This window comes from Streptomyces sp. NPDC044063 (genome assembly GCF_056434285.1).
This window is the reverse complement of record NZ_JBWKFM010000013.1, coordinates 115141-132625: the sequence shown is the minus strand read 5'-3', so window position 1 is coordinate 132625 and position 17485 is coordinate 115141. Positions and strand designations below refer to the sequence as shown.

Below are 17485 nucleotides of genomic sequence, written 5' to 3'. Positions count from 1 at the left end.
GTGATCGCCCTGACCCTCGCCGAGATCACCGCCATCGTCGGCGGACAGCAGCACGACATACCGGACCCGGACGCCCGGGTCACCGGCCCCGTCGTGATCGACTCCCGTGAGGTCCGGCCCGGCGGCCTCTTCGTCGCCTTCGCCGGCGAACACGTCGACGGCCACGACTACGCCGAGCGCGCGGTCGCCGCGGGCGCGACGGCCGTGCTGGCCGCCCGTCCCGTCGGCGTCCCCGCCGTCGTCGTCGACGACGTCGAGCGGGCGCTGGGCGCCCTGGCCCGCGCCGTCGTGGAGCGGCTGGGCGCCACCGTCGTCGCGCTGACCGGCTCGGCCGGCAAGACCAGCACCAAGGACCTGATCGCCCAGCTGCTGGAGCGGCTGGGCCCCACGGTGTGGCCGCCCGGCTCCCTGAACAACGAGATCGGCCTGCCGCTGACCGCGCTGCGCGCCACCGAGGACACCCGGCACCTCGTCCTGGAGATGGGTGCCCGCGGCATCGGCCACATCCGCTACCTCGCCGAGCTCACCCCGCCGCGCATCGGCGTGGTCCTCAACGTCGGCACCGCCCACATCGGCGAGTTCGGCGGCCGTGAGCAGATCGCCGTCGCCAAGGGTGAGCTGGCCGAGGCCCTGCCGTCGGAGGCCGAGGGCGGCGTCGCGGTGCTCAACGCCGACGACCCGCTGGTGCGGGCCATGGGCGCGCGCACCACGGCCCGGATCGTGCTGTTCGGCGAGGCCGACGACGCCCACGTCCGCGCGGCGGACGTCCGCCTGGACGCCGCGGGCCTGCCCTCGTTCACGCTGCACACCCCCACCGGGTGCGCCGACGTGACCATGCGGTTGTACGGTGAGCACCACGTGTCGAACGCGCTCGCCGCGGCCGCCGTCGCCCATGAGCTGGGCATGCCCGTCGACGAGATCGCCTCCGCGCTCTCCTCGGCGGGTCAGCTCTCGCGCTGGCGCATGGAGGTCACCGAGCGCGCGGACGGCGTGACGATCGTCAACGACGCCTACAACGCGAACCCCGACTCCATGCGAGCGGCGCTGCGCGCGCTGGTCGCGATGGGCGAATCGGCCCGGGCTAGGGGCGGACGTACGTGGGCAGTACTCGGTCGGATGGCCGAGCTGGGCGAGGAGTCACTCGCCGAGCACGACGCTGTCGGACGGCTCGCCGTCCGGCTCAACGTCAGCAAGCTCGTGGCAGTCGGGGGCAGGGAAGCGGCCTGGCTGCGGATGGGCGCCTATAACGAGGGTTCGTGGGGTGAGGAGTCGGTGCACGTGTCCGACGCGCAGGCGGCGGTCGACCTGTTGCGCAGCGAGCTGCGCCCGGGAGACGTCGTACTGGTGAAGGCGTCCAGGTCGGTGGGGCTGGAGCGGGTGGCCGAGCAGCTGCTCGCCCTCGACGGTGAGGTCGCCGGCTGATGAACCAGATCCTCTTCGCGGGTGTCATCGGTCTGTTCCTGACCCTCATCGGCACCCCGCTGCTGATCAAGTTCCTCGCCCGCAAGGGCTACGGCCAGTTCATCCGTGACGACGGCCCCCGCGGCCACGCCGGCAAGAAGGGCACGCCCACCATGGGCGGCATCGCCTTCATCCTGGCGACGCTCATCGCGTACGCCGTGACGAAGGTGATCACCAGCAAGGAGCCGACGACGTCGGGCCTGCTGGTGCTGTTCCTGACGGCCGGCATGGGTCTGGTCGGCTTCCTCGACGACTACATCAAGATCGTCAAGCAGCGCAGCCTCGGTCTGCGCGCCAAGGCCAAGATGGCGGGCCAGCTGATCGTCGGCATCGCCTTCGCCGTCCTGGCGCTGCAGTTCGCCGACACCCGGGGCCAGACCCCGGCCTCCACCCGGCTGTCCTTCACCCAGGACTTCGGCTGGACCGTCGGCCCCGTGATCTTCGTGATCTGGGCGCTGTTCATGATCCTGGCGATGTCCAACGGCGTGAACCTCACCGACGGCCTCGACGGCCTGGCCACCGGCGCCTCGGTGATGGTCTTCGGCGCGTACGTGTTCATCGGCACCTGGCAGCACGGCCAGTCCTGCGGCAACCCGCTGACGGCCGGCGCCGCCTGCTACGAGGTGCGCGACCCGCTCGACCTCGCCGTGGTCGCCTCGGCCCTGATGGGCTCCTGCTTCGGCTTCCTGTGGTGGAACACGTCGCCCGCCAAGATCTTCATGGGTGACACCGGCTCGCTGGCCCTGGGCGGCGCCCTCGCGGGTCTGGCCATCTGCTCCCGCACGGAGCTGCTGCTCGCCCTCCTCGGCGGCCTCTTCGTCCTCATCACCATGTCCGTGGTGATCCAGGTCGGCTCGTTCCGCCTCACCGGGAAGCGTGTCTTCCGGATGGCCCCGCTCCAGCACCACTTCGAGCTCAAGGGGTGGAGCGAGGTCCTGGTCGTGGTCCGCTTCTGGATCATCCAGGGTCTGTGCGTGGCCGTCGGACTCGGAATCTTCTACGCCGGATGGTTGGCCATCAAGTGAGCCCCGTGAGCCCCGTGAGTTACGCAGGCCGGCACATCACCGTCGCCGGCCTCGGCGTGAGCGGCATCAGCGCCGCCCGCGCCCTGGCCGGCCTCGGCGCGACGGTCACCGTCGTCGACGGCGGCGACGGCCCGGCGCTGCGCGAGCGTGCCGCGGCCCTCACCACCGAGCGGATCACCGTCCGGCTCGGCGACGCGGACACCCTGCCCGAGGGCACCGACCTCGTCGTCACCTCGCCCGGCTGGAAGCCCACGAGCCCGCTCTTCGCGGCCGCCGCCGAGGCGGGCGTGGACGTGGTGGGCGACGTGGAGATCGCCTGGCGGCTGCGCGACGAGTCGTCCGCGCCCTGGCTCGCCGTCACCGGCACCAACGGCAAGACCACCACCGTGCAGATGCTGGCCTCCATCCTCCGGGCGGCCGGCCTGCGCACGGCGGCCGTCGGCAACATCGGCACGCCGATCATCGACGTGGTGCTGGGCGAGCAGGAGTACGACGTGCTCGCCGTCGAGCTCTCCAGCTACCAGCTGCACTGGGCGCCCTCGCTGCGCGCCCACTCCGCGGCCGTGCTCAACCTCGCCCCCGACCACCTCGACTGGCACGGCTCCATGCGGGAGTACGCCGCCGACAAGGGCCGGATCTACGAGGGCAACACGGTCGCCTGCGTCTACAACGTCGAGGACCCGCGCACCGAGCGCCTGGTGGAGCGGGCCGACGTCGAGGAGGGCTGCCGCGCCATCGGCTTCACCCTCGGCGCCCCCGGCCCGTCCATGCTCGGCGTGGTCGAGGGCCTCCTCGTCGACCGGGCCTTCGTCGAGAACCGCCACCAGCAGGCGCAGGAGCTCGCCGAGGTCGCCGACGTCAACCCGCCGGCGCCCCACAACATCGCCAACGCCCTGGCCGCCGCCGCCCTGGCGCGCGCCTTCGGCGTGGAGGCCTCGGCCGTCCGCGACGGCCTGCGCGCCTTCCGGCCCGACGCCCACCGCATCGCCCACGTCGCCGACGTGGACGGCGTGGCCTACGTGGACGACTCCAAGGCCACCAACACCCACGCCGCCCAGGCGTCGCTGGCGGCCTACGAGCCGATCGTGTGGATCGCCGGCGGCCTGGCCAAGGGCGCGACGTTCGACGAGCTGGTCACCGCGTCCGCGAAGCGGCTGCGGGGCGTCGTGCTGATCGGGGCCGACCGGGCGCTGATCAGGGAAGCCCTGGCGCGACACGCCCCGGATGTGCCGGTGGTGGACCTCGACCGGACCGACACTGGGGCGATGGCCGCGGCGGTGCAGGAGGCGGCACGGCTCGCCCGTCCCGGCGACACCGTGCTCATGGCCCCGGCGTGCGCCTCGATGGACATGTTCACCGACTACAACAAGCGCGGCGAGGCCTTCGCCGAGGCGGTCCTGGCCCTGGCGGCGGACCGGGCCGCGGCCGAGTAGCCGCCGGTCCCCGCGCCGCCGCGGGCCGGACGCCCGGCGACGGGCCCGGGCGGCGCGGGAGACCAGCGAAGGGGAAACCCGGATGCACGCGGACGACATCGCAACGCCGCCCATCGGACGGTGGCCGGGGCTCGTGGCCCTGCGGGGCTCCGCGGCGCGCCCCCGGCCGGCGCCCCGCCCACCGGCCCGCGGCCCGGCCGGCGGCCGGGCCCCGCGCCCGCCGCGCGGCGGGCAGCGCGGCCTGCGGGGGCTCCACGCCCGGGCCAAGCGCGCCTGGGACCGGCCGCTGACCGCGTACTACCTGGTCCTCGGCGGCTCCCTGCTGATCATCGTGCTGGGCCTGGTGATGGTCTACTCCGCCTCCCAGATCAAGGCGCTGCAGAACGGCCTGGCCCCCAGCTACTTCTTCCGCAAGCAGCTGCTGGCCGCCGCCATCGGCACGGTGCTGCTGCTGGCGGCCGCCCGGACGCCCGTACGGCTGCTGCGGGCGCTGGCCTACCCGCTGCTGGCGGTCTCGGTCTTCCTGCTGTGCATGGTGCAGGTGCCCGGCGTCGGCGAGACCATCAACGGCAACACCAACTGGATCTCCCTCGGCGGGCCGTTCCAGCTCCAGCCCAGCGAGTTCGCCAAGCTGGCGCTGGTGCTGTGGGGGGCCGACCTGCTGGCCCGCAAGCAGTCCAAGCGGCTGCTGGGGCAGTGGAAGCACCTGCTGGTGCCGCTGGTGCCGGTGGCCTTCCTGCTGCTGGGCCTGATCATGCTGGGCGGCGACATGGGCACCACCGTCGTCCTCACCGCGGTGCTGCTCGGCCTGCTGTGGATCGCGGGCGCCCCCACCCGGCTCTTCGCCGGGGTGTTCGGCGTCACCGCCCTCCTGGCCGTACTCTTCATCAAGACCAGCGCCAACCGCATGTCCCGGCTGGAGTGCATCGGCGCCACCGACCCCGGCGACCACGACCAGTGCTGGCAGGCCGTGCACGGGATCTACGCCCTGGCCAACGGCGGATGGTTCGGCGCCGGACTCGGGGCCAGTGTGGAGAAATGGGGCGAACTCCCCGAGCCCCACACCGACTTCATCTTCGCCATCACCGGCGAGGAACTGGGGCTGGCGGGGACGCTGTCGGTCCTCGCCCTGTTCGCGGCTCTAGGCTATGCGGGTATCCGCGTGGCCGGACGCACGGAGGACCCCTTCGTGAGGTACGCCGCGGGAGGTGTGACCACCTGGATCACGGCCCAGGCCGTGGTCAACATCGGTGCGGTGCTCGGCCTGCTGCCGATCGCCGGCGTCCCGCTCCCGCTGTTCTCCTACGGAGGGTCCGCCCTGCTGCCGACCATGTTCGCCATCGGGCTCCTGATCGCCTTCGCGCGCGACGAACCCGGTGCGCGGGCGGCGCTGGCCATGCGGCAGCCTGGGGTGAGATGGAAGACGATGAGACGGCGCGTCAAGAAGCGACCGTCCGGAGAGCGGTGAATTTCGGTGCATGTCGTACTCGCCGGCGGGGGGACCGCCGGCCACATCGAGCCCGCGCTCGCCCTCGCGGACGCCCTGCGCAGGCAGGACCCGACCGTGGGGATCACGGCGCTCGGCACGGAGCGGGGCCTGGAGACCCGGCTCGTGCCCGAGCGGGGCTATGAGCTGGGGCTGATCCCGGCCGTACCGCTGCCCCGCAAGCCCACCCCGGAGCTGATCACCGTGCCCGGGCGGCTGCGCGGCACCATCAAGGCCGCCGAGCAGATCCTGGAGCGCACCCGGGCCGACTGCGTGGTCGGCTTCGGCGGCTACGTGGCGCTGCCCGGCTACCTGGCCGCCAAGCGGCTGGGCGTGCCGATCATCGTCCACGAGGCGAACGCCCGCCCGGGCCTGGCCAACAAGATCGGCTCGCGCTACGCCGCGTCCGTCGCGGTGAGCACCCCCGACAGCAAGCTGCGCAACGCCCGCTACGTCGGCATCCCGCTGCGGCGCTCCATCGCCACGCTGGACCGCGCGGCCGTCCGCCCCGAGGCGCGGGCCTACTTCGGGCTCGACCCCAATCTGCCGACGCTGCTGGTCTCCGGCGGCTCGCAGGGCGCCCGCAGGCTGAACGAGGTCGTCCAGCGGGTGGCCCCGCTGCTCCAGCGCTCCGGCATCCAGATCCTCCACGCGGTCGGTCCGAAGAACGAACTGCCGCACGCGGACAACATGCCCGGAATGCCGCCCTATATCCCGGTATCGTATGTAGACCGGATGGATCTCGCGTACGCCGCGGCCGACATGATGCTCTGCCGCGCGGGCGCGATGACCGTCGCGGAGCTGTCCGCCGTCGGCCTGCCGGCGGCCTACGTCCCGCTGCCCATCGGCAACGGCGAGCAGCGGCTCAACGCCCAGCCCCTGGTCAAGGCGGGCGGCGGCCTGCTGGTCGACGACGCCGAGCTGAGCCCCGAATGGGTGCAGAACCACGTGGTCCCGGTGCTCTCCAACCCGCACCGGCTGTACGACATGTCCCGGGCCGCCGCCGAGTTCGGCCGACGGGACGCCGACGAGCTGCTGGTCGGCATGGTGTACGAGGCGATCGCCGCACACAGAGCGGGCTGACGGCCCGTAGAGGAGGCTGGGAGCGTGGCCGGACCGACGACCACCCGGCGCGGTGGCGGGCAGAACGGGAAGCCGAAGCCGTCCCGGTCCTCCGCGACGTCGAAGTCGTCCCGGGTCGCGCCTTCGGCATCCAGGGCGCCCAAGGCGTCCCGTCCGCGCCGCCCCGGAGGCGGGGGAGCCGCCCGCCGTCCGGGCGGCTCCCGACCCCGTCCACGCCCCTCCAGGCGGCGCGTGCTCCTGCTCTGGGGGGCGCTCGCCGTCCTGGTGGGCGCGGGCGCCTGGTGGGCGCTCTACGGCTCCACCTGGCTGCGGGTCACCCACGTGGACGTCAGCGGGAACAGCGTGCTGACGTCCGGTGAGATCCGGGAGGTCGCCCGGGTGCCGCTCGGCGAACCCCTGGTCGCCGTGGACACCGACGCCATCGGCGAGCGGCTGCGCGGCCGGCTGCGCCGGATCCAGTCGGTCGACGTCGTCCGGTCCTGGCCGCACGGAATCGGTCTGAAAGTGACAGAACGCCAGCCCAAGGCCCTCCTCGAAAGAGGCGGGAAGTTCATCGAAATCGACGGCGCCGGAGTGCGGTTCGCCACAGTCGATCATGCTCTCAAGGGCGTCCCCCGGCTGGTCATGGAGATCCCGGAGGACTCGCCGAGCGCCCGCCGCTTCGGCACCGCGCGGCTGGAGGGCGCCGCCGTCCAGGTCCTGACCTCCCTGCCCGGCGCGGTCCGCGAGGACACCCAGGCCGTGCGCGTACGCTCCTACGACGCCATCACCGTGGAGTTGACGGGGGGTCGGACCGTCACCTGGGGCAGCGCCGAGCGGGGCGAGGCGAAGGCCCGTACGCTCACCGCTCTGCTCCGGGCCGCCGGTGGCGCGAAGCGGTTCGACGTGAGCGCCCCCGGCGCTCCGGCGGTGTCCGGGAGTTGACGTCGATCCGGCCTCGCCAGCACCCTGGTTGGCTACGGCTATGGGTGATCACATAGGGTGAAAAGAAAAACGGGAGGTTCGGCGTGTTCGTTGAAGCCGCGCCGCTTGTCGACTTAGTGTCCTGCTTCAGAGAACCCAGGAAACAGTGACACCGGTAACCCTAAACTTCAACGTTAGGGTTCGGGTCGGCATTGAGAACCGCCCCCAGGCATACGTAACTCGAGGCGAGAGGCCTTCGACGTGGCAGCACCGCAGAACTACCTCGCAGTCATCAAGGTCGTCGGCATTGGCGGCGGTGGCGTCAACGCCATCAACCGGATGATCGAGGTCGGTCTCAAGGGCGTCGAGTTCATCGCGATCAACACCGATGCACAGGCCCTGCTGATGAGCGACGCCGACGTGAAACTCGACGTCGGCCGGGAACTCACCCGCGGCCTCGGTGCCGGCGCGAACCCCGATGTCGGCCGCAAGGCGGCCGAGGACCACCGCGAGGAGATCGAGGAGGTCCTCAAGGGGGCCGACATGGTCTTCGTCACCGCCGGCGAGGGCGGCGGCACCGGCACCGGCGGCGCGCCCGTCGTGGCCAACATCGCCCGCTCGCTGGGCGCCCTGACGATCGGTGTGGTCACCCGCCCCTTCACCTTCGAGGGCCGGCGCCGGGCGAACCAGGCCGAGGACGGCATCGCCAGCCTCCGCGACGAGGTCGACACGCTCATCGTCATCCCCAACGACCGGCTGCTGTCCATCTCGGACCGCCAGGTGAGCGTGCTCGACGCGTTCAAGTCGGCCGACCAGGTCCTGCTGTCCGGTGTCCAGGGCATCACCGACCTCATCACCACCCCGGGTCTGATCAACCTCGACTTCGCCGACGTCAAGTCCGTGATGTCCGAGGCCGGCTCGGCCCTCATGGGTATCGGCTCGGCCCGCGGCGACGACCGCGCGGTGGCCGCGGCCGAGATGGCGATCTCCTCGCCGCTGCTGGAGGCCTCGATCGACGGCGCCCGCGGTGTGCTGCTCTCCATCTCCGGTGGTTCGGACCTCGGCCTCTTCGAGATCAACGAGGCCGCCCAGCTGGTCAGCGAGGCCGCCCACCCCGAGGCCAACATCATCTTCGGTGCCGTCATCGACGACGCCCTGGGCGACGAGGTCCGGGTCACGGTCATCGCGGCGGGCTTCGACGGCGGTCAGCCGCCGGCCAAGGGCAGCCGCGACAAGGTCCTCGGCTCCTCCTACGGCTCCGGCCGCGAGGACGCCTCGGCCGCCACGCCCGCGAGCCGCCCGCAGGTCGCCCCGCCGGAGCCCGCGCGCCCGGCCTTCGGCGGACTGGGCAGCGTCACCCCGCGCACCGAGGAGCCCGTGGCCGACCCGACCCCGGTCGCCGAGGTCCCGCCGCCCCCGGTCGCGTCGCCGCAGGTTCCGCCGGCCCGTCCCTACCAGGACTCGACCGCCGAGGAACTGGACGTTCCCGACTTCCTGAAGTGACCGGGCCCGACGTGACCCCGGTGATAGGGAACCCCGTCCCGCACACGCGGGCAGCCCCCGACGTGGCACACGCGAGCGGCGCGCACTTCGCCTTCACCGACCGGTGGGGCGGGGTGAGCGCCGCTCCGTATGCGGAGCTCAACCTCGGCGGCGCGGTCGGCGACGACCCCGAGGCCGTACGCGCCAACCGCGCCCTGGCCGCCCGGGCACTCGGCATCGACCCCGCCTCCGTCGTCTGGATGAACCAGGTGCACGGCAAGGACGTGGCCGTGGTCGACGGTCCCTGGCGGGACCGGGACGGCGAGCCGGGCTCGATCCCCGCGGTCGACGCGGTGGTGACGGCGCGTCGGGGCCTGGCCCTGGCGGTGCTGACCGCCGACTGCACCCCGGTCCTGCTGGCCGACCCGGTCGCCGGGATCGCGGGCGCGGCCCACGCGGGGCGCCCCGGTCTGCTGGCCGGGGTGGTGCCGGCGGTGGTGGCGGAGATGCTCCGGCTCGGCGCCGAGCCCGGGCGGATCCTCGCCCACATCGGCCCCTCGGTCTGCGGGCTCTGCTACGAGGTGCCCGAGGCCATGCGGGACGAGGTCGCCGAGGCGGTCCCCGAGGCCCGGGCCACCACCCGGCGGGGCACCCCGGCGCTGGACGTCGCGGCCGGGGTCCGTGCCCAGCTCGGCCGGGCGGGCATCGCGGTCGCCGGCGCTTCCGGCGTCTGCACCCTGGAATCGGCGGACCACTTCTCCTACCGCCGCGAGCGCACCACCGGTCGGCTCGCGAGCTATGTCTGGCTGGACGGCTGACCTGTGACGGACCGTAGAACCCAATTGGCGGACAACCTCGCCCGTGTGGAGGAACGTATCTCCGCGGCGTGCGCGGCGGCGGGCCGGGACCGTGACGAGGTCACCCTCATCGTGGTCACCAAGACCTACCCCGCGAGCGACGTCCGGCTCCTCGCCGAGCTGGGGGTGCGTCATGTGGCCGAGAACCGCGACCAGGACGCGGCCCCGAAGGCCGCCGACTGCGCGGATCTGCCCCTTACCTGGCACTTCGTCGGTCAGTTGCAGACAAACAAGGTCCGGTCGGTGGTGAATTACGCGGGTCTGGTGCACTCCATCGACCGGAACAGACTGGTGACGGCCCTGTCCACGGCGGCCGTGAAGGCCGGCCGGGGCGCGGCCGGCGACGGCGGCGAGATCGGCTGTCTCATCCAGGTGGCCCTCGACACGGAGTCCGGCGAGCGCGGCGAGCGCGGCGGCGTCGGCCCCGAGGGGGTGGCCGCCCTGGCGGACGCGATCGCCGCGGCGGAAGGCCTGCGACCGGCCGGTCTGATGACGGTGGCTCCGCTCGCCGGCCCCTACGCGGGCAGGCCGCGGGCCGCCTTCGAGCGGCTGATGGAAATCGCAACGGACCTGCGCGCGACCCATCCGGCTGCGAACATGGTGTCAGCAGGGATGAGCGCGGACCTCGAGGACGCGGTGGCGGCCGGTGCGACACATGTACGTGTCGGCTCAGCGGTACTCGGAGTCCGACCCCGGCTCGGGTAACGTCGCCAAGAAGTCGGACCACAGCAGAAAATATGGTCATTCCCGTCAAAAGGCGGGCGGACCACGTGGATCCGGGCGCCGTTGACGGAGCCGATCCACCACAGAGCGGAGGATGCGGAGAATGGCCGGCGCGATGCGCAAGATGGCGGTCTACCTCGGCCTCGTGGAGGACGATGGGTACGACGGCCCGGGGTTCGACCCCGACGACGAGTTCGAGCCCGAGCCGGAGCCGGACCGGCGCCGACAGCACCAGGCCCATCCGGCACAACAGACGCAATCGGACGAACCGGTTCGAGTCGCCCAACCGCCCGCGCAGCGCGAACCCGCTCCGCTCGTAGCGGAAACGGGACGACCCGCCCGAATCGCCCCCGTGTCGTCCATCACACCCGAACGCCACTCTCTGGAGAAGAACGCACCGGTGATCATGCCCAAGGTTGTGTCCGAGCGGGAGCCCTACCGCATCACGACATTGCACCCCCGGACCTACAACGAGGCCCGTACCATCGGGGAACACTTCCGCGAAGGTACCCCGGTGATCATGAATCTCACGGAGATGGACGACACCGACGCGAAGCGGCTCGTCGACTTCGCGGCGGGTCTGGTCTTCGGTCTGCACGGGAGTATCGAGCGGGTGACACAGAAGGTGTTCCTGCTGTCTCCTGCTAACGTCGATGTCACGGCGGAGGACAAGGCCCGCATCGCAGAGGGTGGGTTCTTCAACCAGAGCTGAGACGCAACACCGGGCAAACCGGACAACGGCCAGTCAGGCCTCGTACGAGCAAGGGGAGAGGGAAGCGCGAGATGGGCATCGCACAGCAGGTGATCTACATCGCGCTGTACTGCTTCCTGATCGTGCTGATCTTCCGACTGGTGATGGATTACGTCTTCCAGTTCGCCCGCTCATGGCAACCCGGTAAGGCGATGGTGGTGCTCCTCGAGGCCACCTACACTGTCACCGATCCGCCACTCAAGCTTCTGCGGCGGGTCATCCCGCCGCTGCGTCTCGGGGGCGTAGCGCTCGACCTGTCCTTCTTCGTACTGATGATCATCGTCTACATCCTGATCACCGTCGTGAGCCGGCTGTGAACGCGGCTGTGAACGATACGGTCTTGCCGATTGCCGACGACTACGTTGAGGTGAAGAAGAGATGCCGCTGAGCCCCGAGGACGTGCGGAACAAGCAGTTCACGACCGTCCGCCTCCGAGAAGGCTATGACGAGGACGAGGTCGATGCCTTTCTCGACGAGGTCGAGGCCGAACTGACCCGCCTGCTCCGGGAGAACGAGGACCTGCGCGCCAAGCTGGCCGCCGCCACGCGTGCCGCCGCGCAGAACCAGCAGCAGGCCATGCGCAAGCCCGAGCCGCAGGACCAGCGACCCGGCGGCGCTCCGGTGCCCGCCGCCATATCGGGCCCGCAGCCGGTGCCGCCGAACCAGCAGCAGATGGGCGGCCCGCCGCAGCTTCCGGGCGGTGCCCCGCAGCTGCCGGCCGGCCCCAGCGGCCACGGCCACGGTCCCCAGGGCCCCCACGGACCCGGCCCGATGGGACAGAACGGTCCGATGGGTGGCCCGATGGGCGGACCCATGGGACAGAACGGACCGATGGGTCAGAACCCCATGGGTCAGAACGGTCCGATGGGCCAGAACCCGATGGGTCAGAACGGCCCCATGGGCCAGAACCCGATGGGTCAGAACCCCATGGGCCAGAACGGCCCCATGGGTGGCGGCCCCCAGCTTCCCCAGCCGGGCCAGGGCGGTCCGGGTGGCGACAGCGCCGCCCGTGTCCTCTCGCTCGCGCAGCAGACGGCCGACCAGGCGATCGCGGAGGCCCGTTCCGAGGCCAACAAGATCGTCGGCGAGGCCCGCAGCCGCGCCGAGGGTCTGGAGCGGGACGCCCGGGCCAAGGCCGACGCCCTGGAGCGGGACGCGCAGGAGAAGCACCGCGTCGCGATGGGCTCCCTGGAGTCCGCCCGTGCCACGCTCGAGCGCAAGGTCGAGGACCTGCGCGGCTTCGAGCGCGAGTACCGCACGCGCCTGAAGTCCTACCTGGAGAGCCAGCTGCGCCAGCTGGAGAACCAGGCGGACGACTCGCTGGCCCCGCCGCGCACCCCTGCCGCGGCGTCGCTGCCGCCGGCCCCCTCCATGAGCGGGTCGATGGCCTCGGCCGGCGCGGGCATGGGTGGTCACTCCATGGGCGGCAACCAGTCGATGGGCGGCCACAACGGTCCGTCGACGGGCGCTCCGTCCTACGGCGGTCAGCAGCAGATGTCGCCGGCGATGACCCAGCCGATGGCACCGGTGCGGCCGCAGGGCCCGCAGCCGATGCAGGCGCCGTCCCCGATGCGGGGCTTCCTCATCGACGAGGACGACAACTGACGGTCCGACACGTCAGCACTATGGGCCGGGCCCCTGGGTGATCCCCAGGGGCCCGGCCCATTTTCGTGCCCGCGCGCGTGCGTCCGCGCGTGCGTCCGCGGGTCGGCCCGCGCGTGCGTCCGCGGGCATGCGAGAACCCCCCGGCGCCGGAGCGCCGGGGGGTTCACCCGCTTGCTTACGCCTTACGGAGGCGGAACGTCAGTCCGAGGCCCTCGTCCTCGAACGGCTCACCGTAGGAGTCGTCGGCCCCGCCGGTCGCGAAGTCCGTCGCCAGGACCTCGTCCGCGATGAGCGTCGCGTGCTCGGTCAGCGCGGTCACCGTCTCCTCGGCCGCCGCGGTCCAGCGCAGCGCGATCCGGTCGGCCACGTCCAGGCCGCTGTTCTTGCGGGCCTCCTGGATGAGGCGGATCGCGTCACGGGCCAGGCCGGCACGGCGCAGCTCCGGGGTGATCTCCAGGTCGAGGGCGACCGTGGCGCCCGCGTCGGACGCCACCGACCAGCCCTCGCGCGGGGTCTCGGTGATGATGACCTCGTCCGGCGCCAGGGTGACCGTCTCGCCGTCCACCTCGACCGAGGCGGTGCCCTCGCGCAGCGCCAGCGACAGCGCCGCAGCGTCGGCCGCGGCGACCGCCTTGGCCACCGCCTGGACGCCCTTGCCGAAACGCTTGCCCAGGGCACGGAAGTTGGCCTTGGCCGTGGTGTCGACCAGCGAGCCCCCCACCTCCGAGAGGGAGGCGAGCGAGGAGACGTTCAGCTCCTCGGCGATCTGGGCGCGCAGCTCGGCGCCCAGCGCGTCGAAGCCGGCCGCGGCGACCAGCGCGCGGGACAGCGGCTGGCGCGTCTTGACGCCGGACTCGGCGCGGGTGGCGCGGCCCAGCTCGACCAGCCGGCGGACCAGCAGCATCTGCCGCGACAGCTCCGGGTCGATCAGCGAGGTGTCCGCCGTCGGCCAGCTGGAGAGGTGGACCGACTCCGGGGCCTGCGCGTCGACCGGGACGACCAGGTCCTGCCACACCCGCTCGGTGATGAACGGCACCAGCGGCGCCATCAGGCGGGTGACCGTCTCGACGACCTCGTGCAGCGTGCGCAGCGCGGCCGCGTCGCCCTGCCAGAACCGGCGGCGCGAGCGGCGCACGTACCAGTTGGACAGGTCGTCCACGAAGGAGGACAGCAGCTTGCCGGCGCGCTGGGTGTCGTAGGCCTCCATGGCCTGCGTGATCTGCTCGACGAGCGTGTTGAGCTCACCCAGCAGCCAGCGGTCGATCAGCGGACGGTCGGCCGGCGCCGGGTCGGCGGCGCTGGGCGCCCAGCCGGAGGTGCGGGCGTACAGGGCCTGGAAGGCGACGGTGTTCCAGTAGGTGAGGAGCGTCTTGCGGACGACCTCCTGGATCGTGCCGTGGCCGACGCGGCGCGCGGCCCACGGGGAACCACCCGCGGCCATGAACCAGCGGACGGCGTCGGCGCCGTGCTGGTCCATCAGCGGGATCGGCTGGAGGATGTTGCCCAGGTGCTTGGACATCTTCCGGCCGTCCTCGGCGAGGATGTGGCCCAAACAGACGACGTTCTCGTACGACGACTTGTCGAAGACGAGCGTGCCGACGGCCATCAGGGTGTAGAACCAGCCACGGGTCTGGTCGATGGCCTCGGAGATGAACTGCGCCGGGTAGCGCTGCTCGAAGAGCTCCTTGTTCTTGTACGGGTAGCCCCACTGGGCGAACGGCATCGAGCCGGAGTCGTACCAGGCGTCGATGACCTCGGGCACCCGGACGGCCGTGTGCGAGCAGCCCTCGGCGGTGCAGGGGAAGGTCACGTCGTCGATGTACGGGCGGTGGGGGTCCAGGCCGCTCTGGTCGGTGCCGGTCAGCTCGGAGAGCTCGGCGAGGGAGCCGACGCAGGTGAGGTGGTTCTCCTCGCAGCGCCAGATGGGCAGCGGGGTGCCCCAGTAGCGGTTGCGGGAGAGCGCCCAGTCGATGTTGTTGTTCAGCCAGTCGCCGAAGCGGCCGTGCTTGACCGAGTCCGGGTACCAGTTGGTCTTCTCGTTCTCCTCCAGGAGCCGGTCCTTGACCGCGGTGGTGCGGATGTACCAGGACGGCTGCGCGTAGTAGAGGAGCGCGGTGTGGCAGCGCCAGCAGTGGGGGTAGCTGTGCTCGTAGGCGATGTGCTTGAAGAGCAGGCCGCGCTCGGTGAGGTCGGCGACCAGCTTCTCGTCGGCCTTCTTGAAGAAGAGACCGCCGACAAGGCCCAGGTCCTCCTCGAACGTGCCGTCCGGGCGGACCGGGTTCACCACCGGCAGGTCGTAGGCGCGGCAGGTCCTGAGGTCGTCCTCACCGAAGGCGGGGGCCTGGTGGACGAGACCGGTGCCGTCCTCGGTGGTGACGTACTCGGCGTTGACGACGAAGTTGGCGCCCTCCAGCTCGACCAGGTCGAACGGGCGGCGGTAGGCCCAGCGTTCCATCTCACGGCCGGTGAAGGACTGACCGGTGGCCGTCCAGCCCTCGCCGAGGGCCTTCTCCAGCAGCGGCTCGGCCACGACCAGCTTCTCGGTGCCGTCGGTCGCCACGACGTAGGTGACGTCCGGGTGGGCGGCGGCCGCGACGTTGGAGACCAGGGTCCACGGGGTCGTCGTCCACACCAGCAGCGACGCCTCGCCGGCCAGCGGGCCGGAGGTCAGCGGGAAGCGGACGAACACGGACGGGTCGACGACCGTCTCGTAGCCCTGCGCCAGCTCGTGGTCCGACAGGCCGGTGCCGCAGCGGGGGCACCAGGGGGCCACGCGGTGGTCCTGGACCAGCAGGCCCTTGTTGAAGATCTCCTTCAGCGACCACCAGACGCTCTGGACGTACTCCGGGTCCATGGTGCGGTAGGCGTCGTCGAGGTCGACCCAGTAGCCCATGCGGGTGGTGAGCTCGGCGAACGCGTCCGTGTGGCGGGTCACCGACTCGCGGCACTTCGCGTTGAACTCGGCGATGCCGTACTTCTCGATGTCCTGCTTGCCGCTGAAGCCGAGCTCCTTCTCCACCGCGAGCTCGACCGGCAGACCGTGGCAGTCCCAGCCGGCCTTGCGGCCCACGTGGTAGCCCTGCATCGTGCGGAAGCGCGGGAAGACGTCCTTGAAGACGCGGGCCTCGATGTGGTGGGCGCCGGGCATGCCGTTGGCGGTGGGCGGGCCCTCGTAGAAGACCCACTCCGGGCGGCCCTCGGACTGGGCGAGCGTACGGCTGAAGACCTTGTTCTCGCGCCAGAAATCGAGCACGGCGTGCTCGAGGGCGGGCAGGTCGACCTGTGCGGGTACCTGGCGGTACTGCCTCATCGGCTTCCTCCGGCGGAACGTCGTTGCGCTGTCCGTCGGAGGGACGAGCCGCGCCGCTGCCGGGCGCTTCCCGCGGTACCACCCTCCTTGGCCGGTGCGCCGGTGCGCCCCGACCCCCTCATTAGGGCCGCGAAGCCGGTTCTACTGACCCCTGTCCGGGGCGTTCTTCCGGCGGCTCCGGGCTGATCTTCGCTCCGCGCACGCCTCCGGGCTCGCACCGTCCCCGGATCGCTCATGGCTGCGTGCGGCGCTACTGGTCCCATCCACGCCTTTCGCTCCGCCCAGTGTACGGGCCGCGGGGGACACCGGCAGACCGATTTGTGCGACCGGAGGCGCGGCACACGGCGGGTGCCCGGCGAGCCCCGTTGCCGCGTGGGCCCGGCCGATTTATCGTTCCCGCACGATTCGCGCGCAAGATCGTAAAATGTGAAGGGATCGTGGCCGTGGCCAAGAAGACGGTGGCGAAGAAGACGGCGGCGCCGAGGACGACGAAGACGGCGGCCGCGGAGAAGACCTCGTCCACCAAGAAGTCCTCGGCCGCCGGGAAGACCGCCGCCGCCAAGAAGGCCCCCACGAAGAAGGCCGCCGCCACGAAGGCCGCCGCCACGAAGGTCACCCCGAAGAAAGTCACCGCCAAGAAGGCCGCGTCGGCCAAAAAGTCCGTACCGGCGAAAAAGACGGGCGCGGCGGGGAAGACTGCCACGGTGGCGAAGCCCGCAGCCGCCGGTACGGCGGCGAAGGCCGCCCCGGCGAAGAAGGCCGCGACCCGCCGGGTCGCGGCACGGCACACGGCCGTCACGGCCGACGGGTCCGCACCGGCCGCGACGGCGGTGTCCGCTGAGGAGACGGGAGCCAGCACGGTGGCTGCGAAGAAGACGATCAGTGAGGCGCAGGACGCGACGAAGGTACCGGGGGCCCGCCGCACGGCCGCCGCCGCGCCCGGCGAGCTCGCCGTACGGCCGGGGGAGGAGCCCTGGTCGCCGGCGGAGGTGGCCGAGGCCCGTACCGGGCTGATGAGCGAGACGATGCGGCTGCGCACCGAGATCGAGGCCTCCGAGACCGCGATCAGCGGCCTGATGCGCGACTCGGGCGACGGCGCGGGCGACGACCAGGCGGACACCGGCACCAAGAACATCACCCGGGAACACGAGCTGGCCCTCGCCGCCAACGCCCGGGAGATGCTGGAGCAGACCGAGCGGGCGCTGGAGCGGCTGGACGCCGGTACGTACGGGCTCTGCGAGAACTGCGGCAAACCCATCGGCAAGGCCCGTATGCAGGCATTTCCCCGGGCCACGCTGTGCGTGGAGTGCAAACAGCGGCAGGAACGCCGCTGACCCGCCCACCGTCGCGTGCCGTACCCTCGTCC

At 71.8% G+C, this 17485-nt stretch carries 14 protein-coding genes; 13 read left to right on the top strand and 1 reads right to left on the bottom strand.

The annotated features are described in order from the left end of the window. From AC07BS_RS18230 to AC07BS_RS18175, 12 genes are all read left to right on the top strand, one after another. On the top strand, window positions 1-1422 hold the full coding sequence (locus AC07BS_RS18230; RefSeq protein ID WP_478648188.1) for a UDP-N-acetylmuramoyl-tripeptide--D-alanyl-D-alanine ligase: 1422 nt from the start codon (window positions 1-3) through the stop codon (window positions 1420-1422). Further along, window positions 1422-2486 (top strand): phospho-N-acetylmuramoyl-pentapeptide-transferase, encoded by a 1065-nt coding sequence (mraY, locus tag AC07BS_RS18225; RefSeq protein ID WP_478648191.1) that lies wholly within the window; start codon window positions 1422-1424, stop codon window positions 2484-2486. The genes AC07BS_RS18230 and mraY overlap by 1 nt, the downstream gene beginning before the upstream one ends. A 14-nt stretch (window positions 2487-2500) precedes the next feature. Then, window positions 2501-3919, top strand: a complete 1419-nt coding sequence (murD, locus tag AC07BS_RS18220; RefSeq protein WP_478648194.1) for a UDP-N-acetylmuramoyl-L-alanine--D-glutamate ligase — start codon at window positions 2501-2503, stop codon at window positions 3917-3919. 82 nt (window positions 3920-4001) lie between these two features. Then, window positions 4002-5387, top strand: a complete 1386-nt coding sequence (gene ftsW, locus AC07BS_RS18215) for a putative lipid II flippase FtsW (RefSeq protein WP_478648197.1) — start codon at window positions 4002-4004, stop codon at window positions 5385-5387. 6 nt (window positions 5388-5393) lie between these two features. Next, window positions 5394-6488, top strand: a complete 1095-nt coding sequence (gene murG / locus AC07BS_RS18210) for an undecaprenyldiphospho-muramoylpentapeptide beta-N-acetylglucosaminyltransferase (protein WP_478648200.1) — start codon at window positions 5394-5396, stop codon at window positions 6486-6488. A gap of 24 nt (window positions 6489-6512) precedes the next feature. Then, on the top strand, window positions 6513-7412 hold the full coding sequence (locus AC07BS_RS18205; protein WP_478648202.1) for a cell division protein FtsQ/DivIB: 900 nt from the start codon (window positions 6513-6515) through the stop codon (window positions 7410-7412). Between the two features lie 240 nt (window positions 7413-7652). Then, window positions 7653-8894: a cell division protein FtsZ gene (ftsZ, locus tag AC07BS_RS18200; protein ID WP_478648205.1), complete on the top strand. Its 1242-nt coding sequence runs from the start codon at window positions 7653-7655 to the stop codon at window positions 8892-8894. Between the two features lie 62 nt (window positions 8895-8956). Then, window positions 8957-9691, top strand: coding sequence for a peptidoglycan editing factor PgeF (gene pgeF / locus AC07BS_RS18195; protein ID WP_478648208.1), 735 nt, complete (start codon window positions 8957-8959; stop codon window positions 9689-9691). 3 nt (window positions 9692-9694) lie between these two features. Further along, window positions 9695-10435: a YggS family pyridoxal phosphate-dependent enzyme gene (locus tag AC07BS_RS18190; protein ID WP_478648211.1), complete on the top strand. Its 741-nt coding sequence runs from the start codon at window positions 9695-9697 to the stop codon at window positions 10433-10435. 121 nt (window positions 10436-10556) lie between these two features. Then, entirely contained in the window at window positions 10557-11165 is a 609-nt protein-coding gene (locus tag AC07BS_RS18185; protein ID WP_478648214.1) for a cell division protein SepF, read from the top strand. A gap of 71 nt (window positions 11166-11236) precedes the next feature. Then, window positions 11237-11521 (top strand): YggT family protein, encoded by a 285-nt coding sequence (locus AC07BS_RS18180; RefSeq protein ID WP_086567466.1) that lies wholly within the window; start codon window positions 11237-11239, stop codon window positions 11519-11521. Between the two features lie 61 nt (window positions 11522-11582). After that, window positions 11583-12809: a DivIVA domain-containing protein gene (locus AC07BS_RS18175; RefSeq protein ID WP_478648217.1), complete on the top strand. Its 1227-nt coding sequence runs from the start codon at window positions 11583-11585 to the stop codon at window positions 12807-12809. Between the two features lie 175 nt (window positions 12810-12984). Here AC07BS_RS18175 and ileS read toward each other — a convergent pair whose 3' ends face one another. Beyond that, window positions 12985-16119 carry an isoleucine--tRNA ligase gene (gene ileS / locus AC07BS_RS18170; protein ID WP_478648219.1) on the bottom strand — a complete coding sequence of 1045 codons (3135 nt, stop codon included), beginning with the start codon at window positions 16117-16119 and terminating at the stop codon, window positions 12985-12987. A gap of 443 nt (window positions 16120-16562) precedes the next feature. On the opposite strand from ileS, the gene AC07BS_RS18165 reads away from it, so the two are divergent. After that, window positions 16563-17453, top strand: a complete 891-nt coding sequence (locus AC07BS_RS18165; RefSeq protein WP_478933150.1) for a TraR/DksA family transcriptional regulator — start codon at window positions 16563-16565, stop codon at window positions 17451-17453. Window positions 17454-17485: the final 32 nt, after the last annotated feature.

Excerpts from the sequence above, each read along its gene's own strand:
- mraY (WP_478648191.1), top strand. The coding sequence starts at position 1,422 with ATGAACCAGATCCTCTTCGCGGGTGTCATCGGTCTGTTCCTGACCCTC.
- ftsW (WP_478648197.1), top strand. The coding sequence starts at position 4,002 with ATGCACGCGGACGACATCGCAACGCCGCCCATCGGACGGTGGCCGGGG.
- AC07BS_RS18185 (WP_478648214.1), top strand. The coding sequence starts at position 10,557 with ATGGCCGGCGCGATGCGCAAGATGGCGGTCTACCTCGGCCTCGTGGAG.
- AC07BS_RS18180 (WP_086567466.1), top strand. The coding sequence starts at position 11,237 with ATGGGCATCGCACAGCAGGTGATCTACATCGCGCTGTACTGCTTCCTG.
- AC07BS_RS18175 (WP_478648217.1), top strand. The coding sequence starts at position 11,583 with ATGCCGCTGAGCCCCGAGGACGTGCGGAACAAGCAGTTCACGACCGTC.
- ileS (WP_478648219.1), bottom strand. The coding sequence starts at position 16,119 with ATGAGGCAGTACCGCCAGGTACCCGCACAGGTCGACCTGCCCGCCCTC.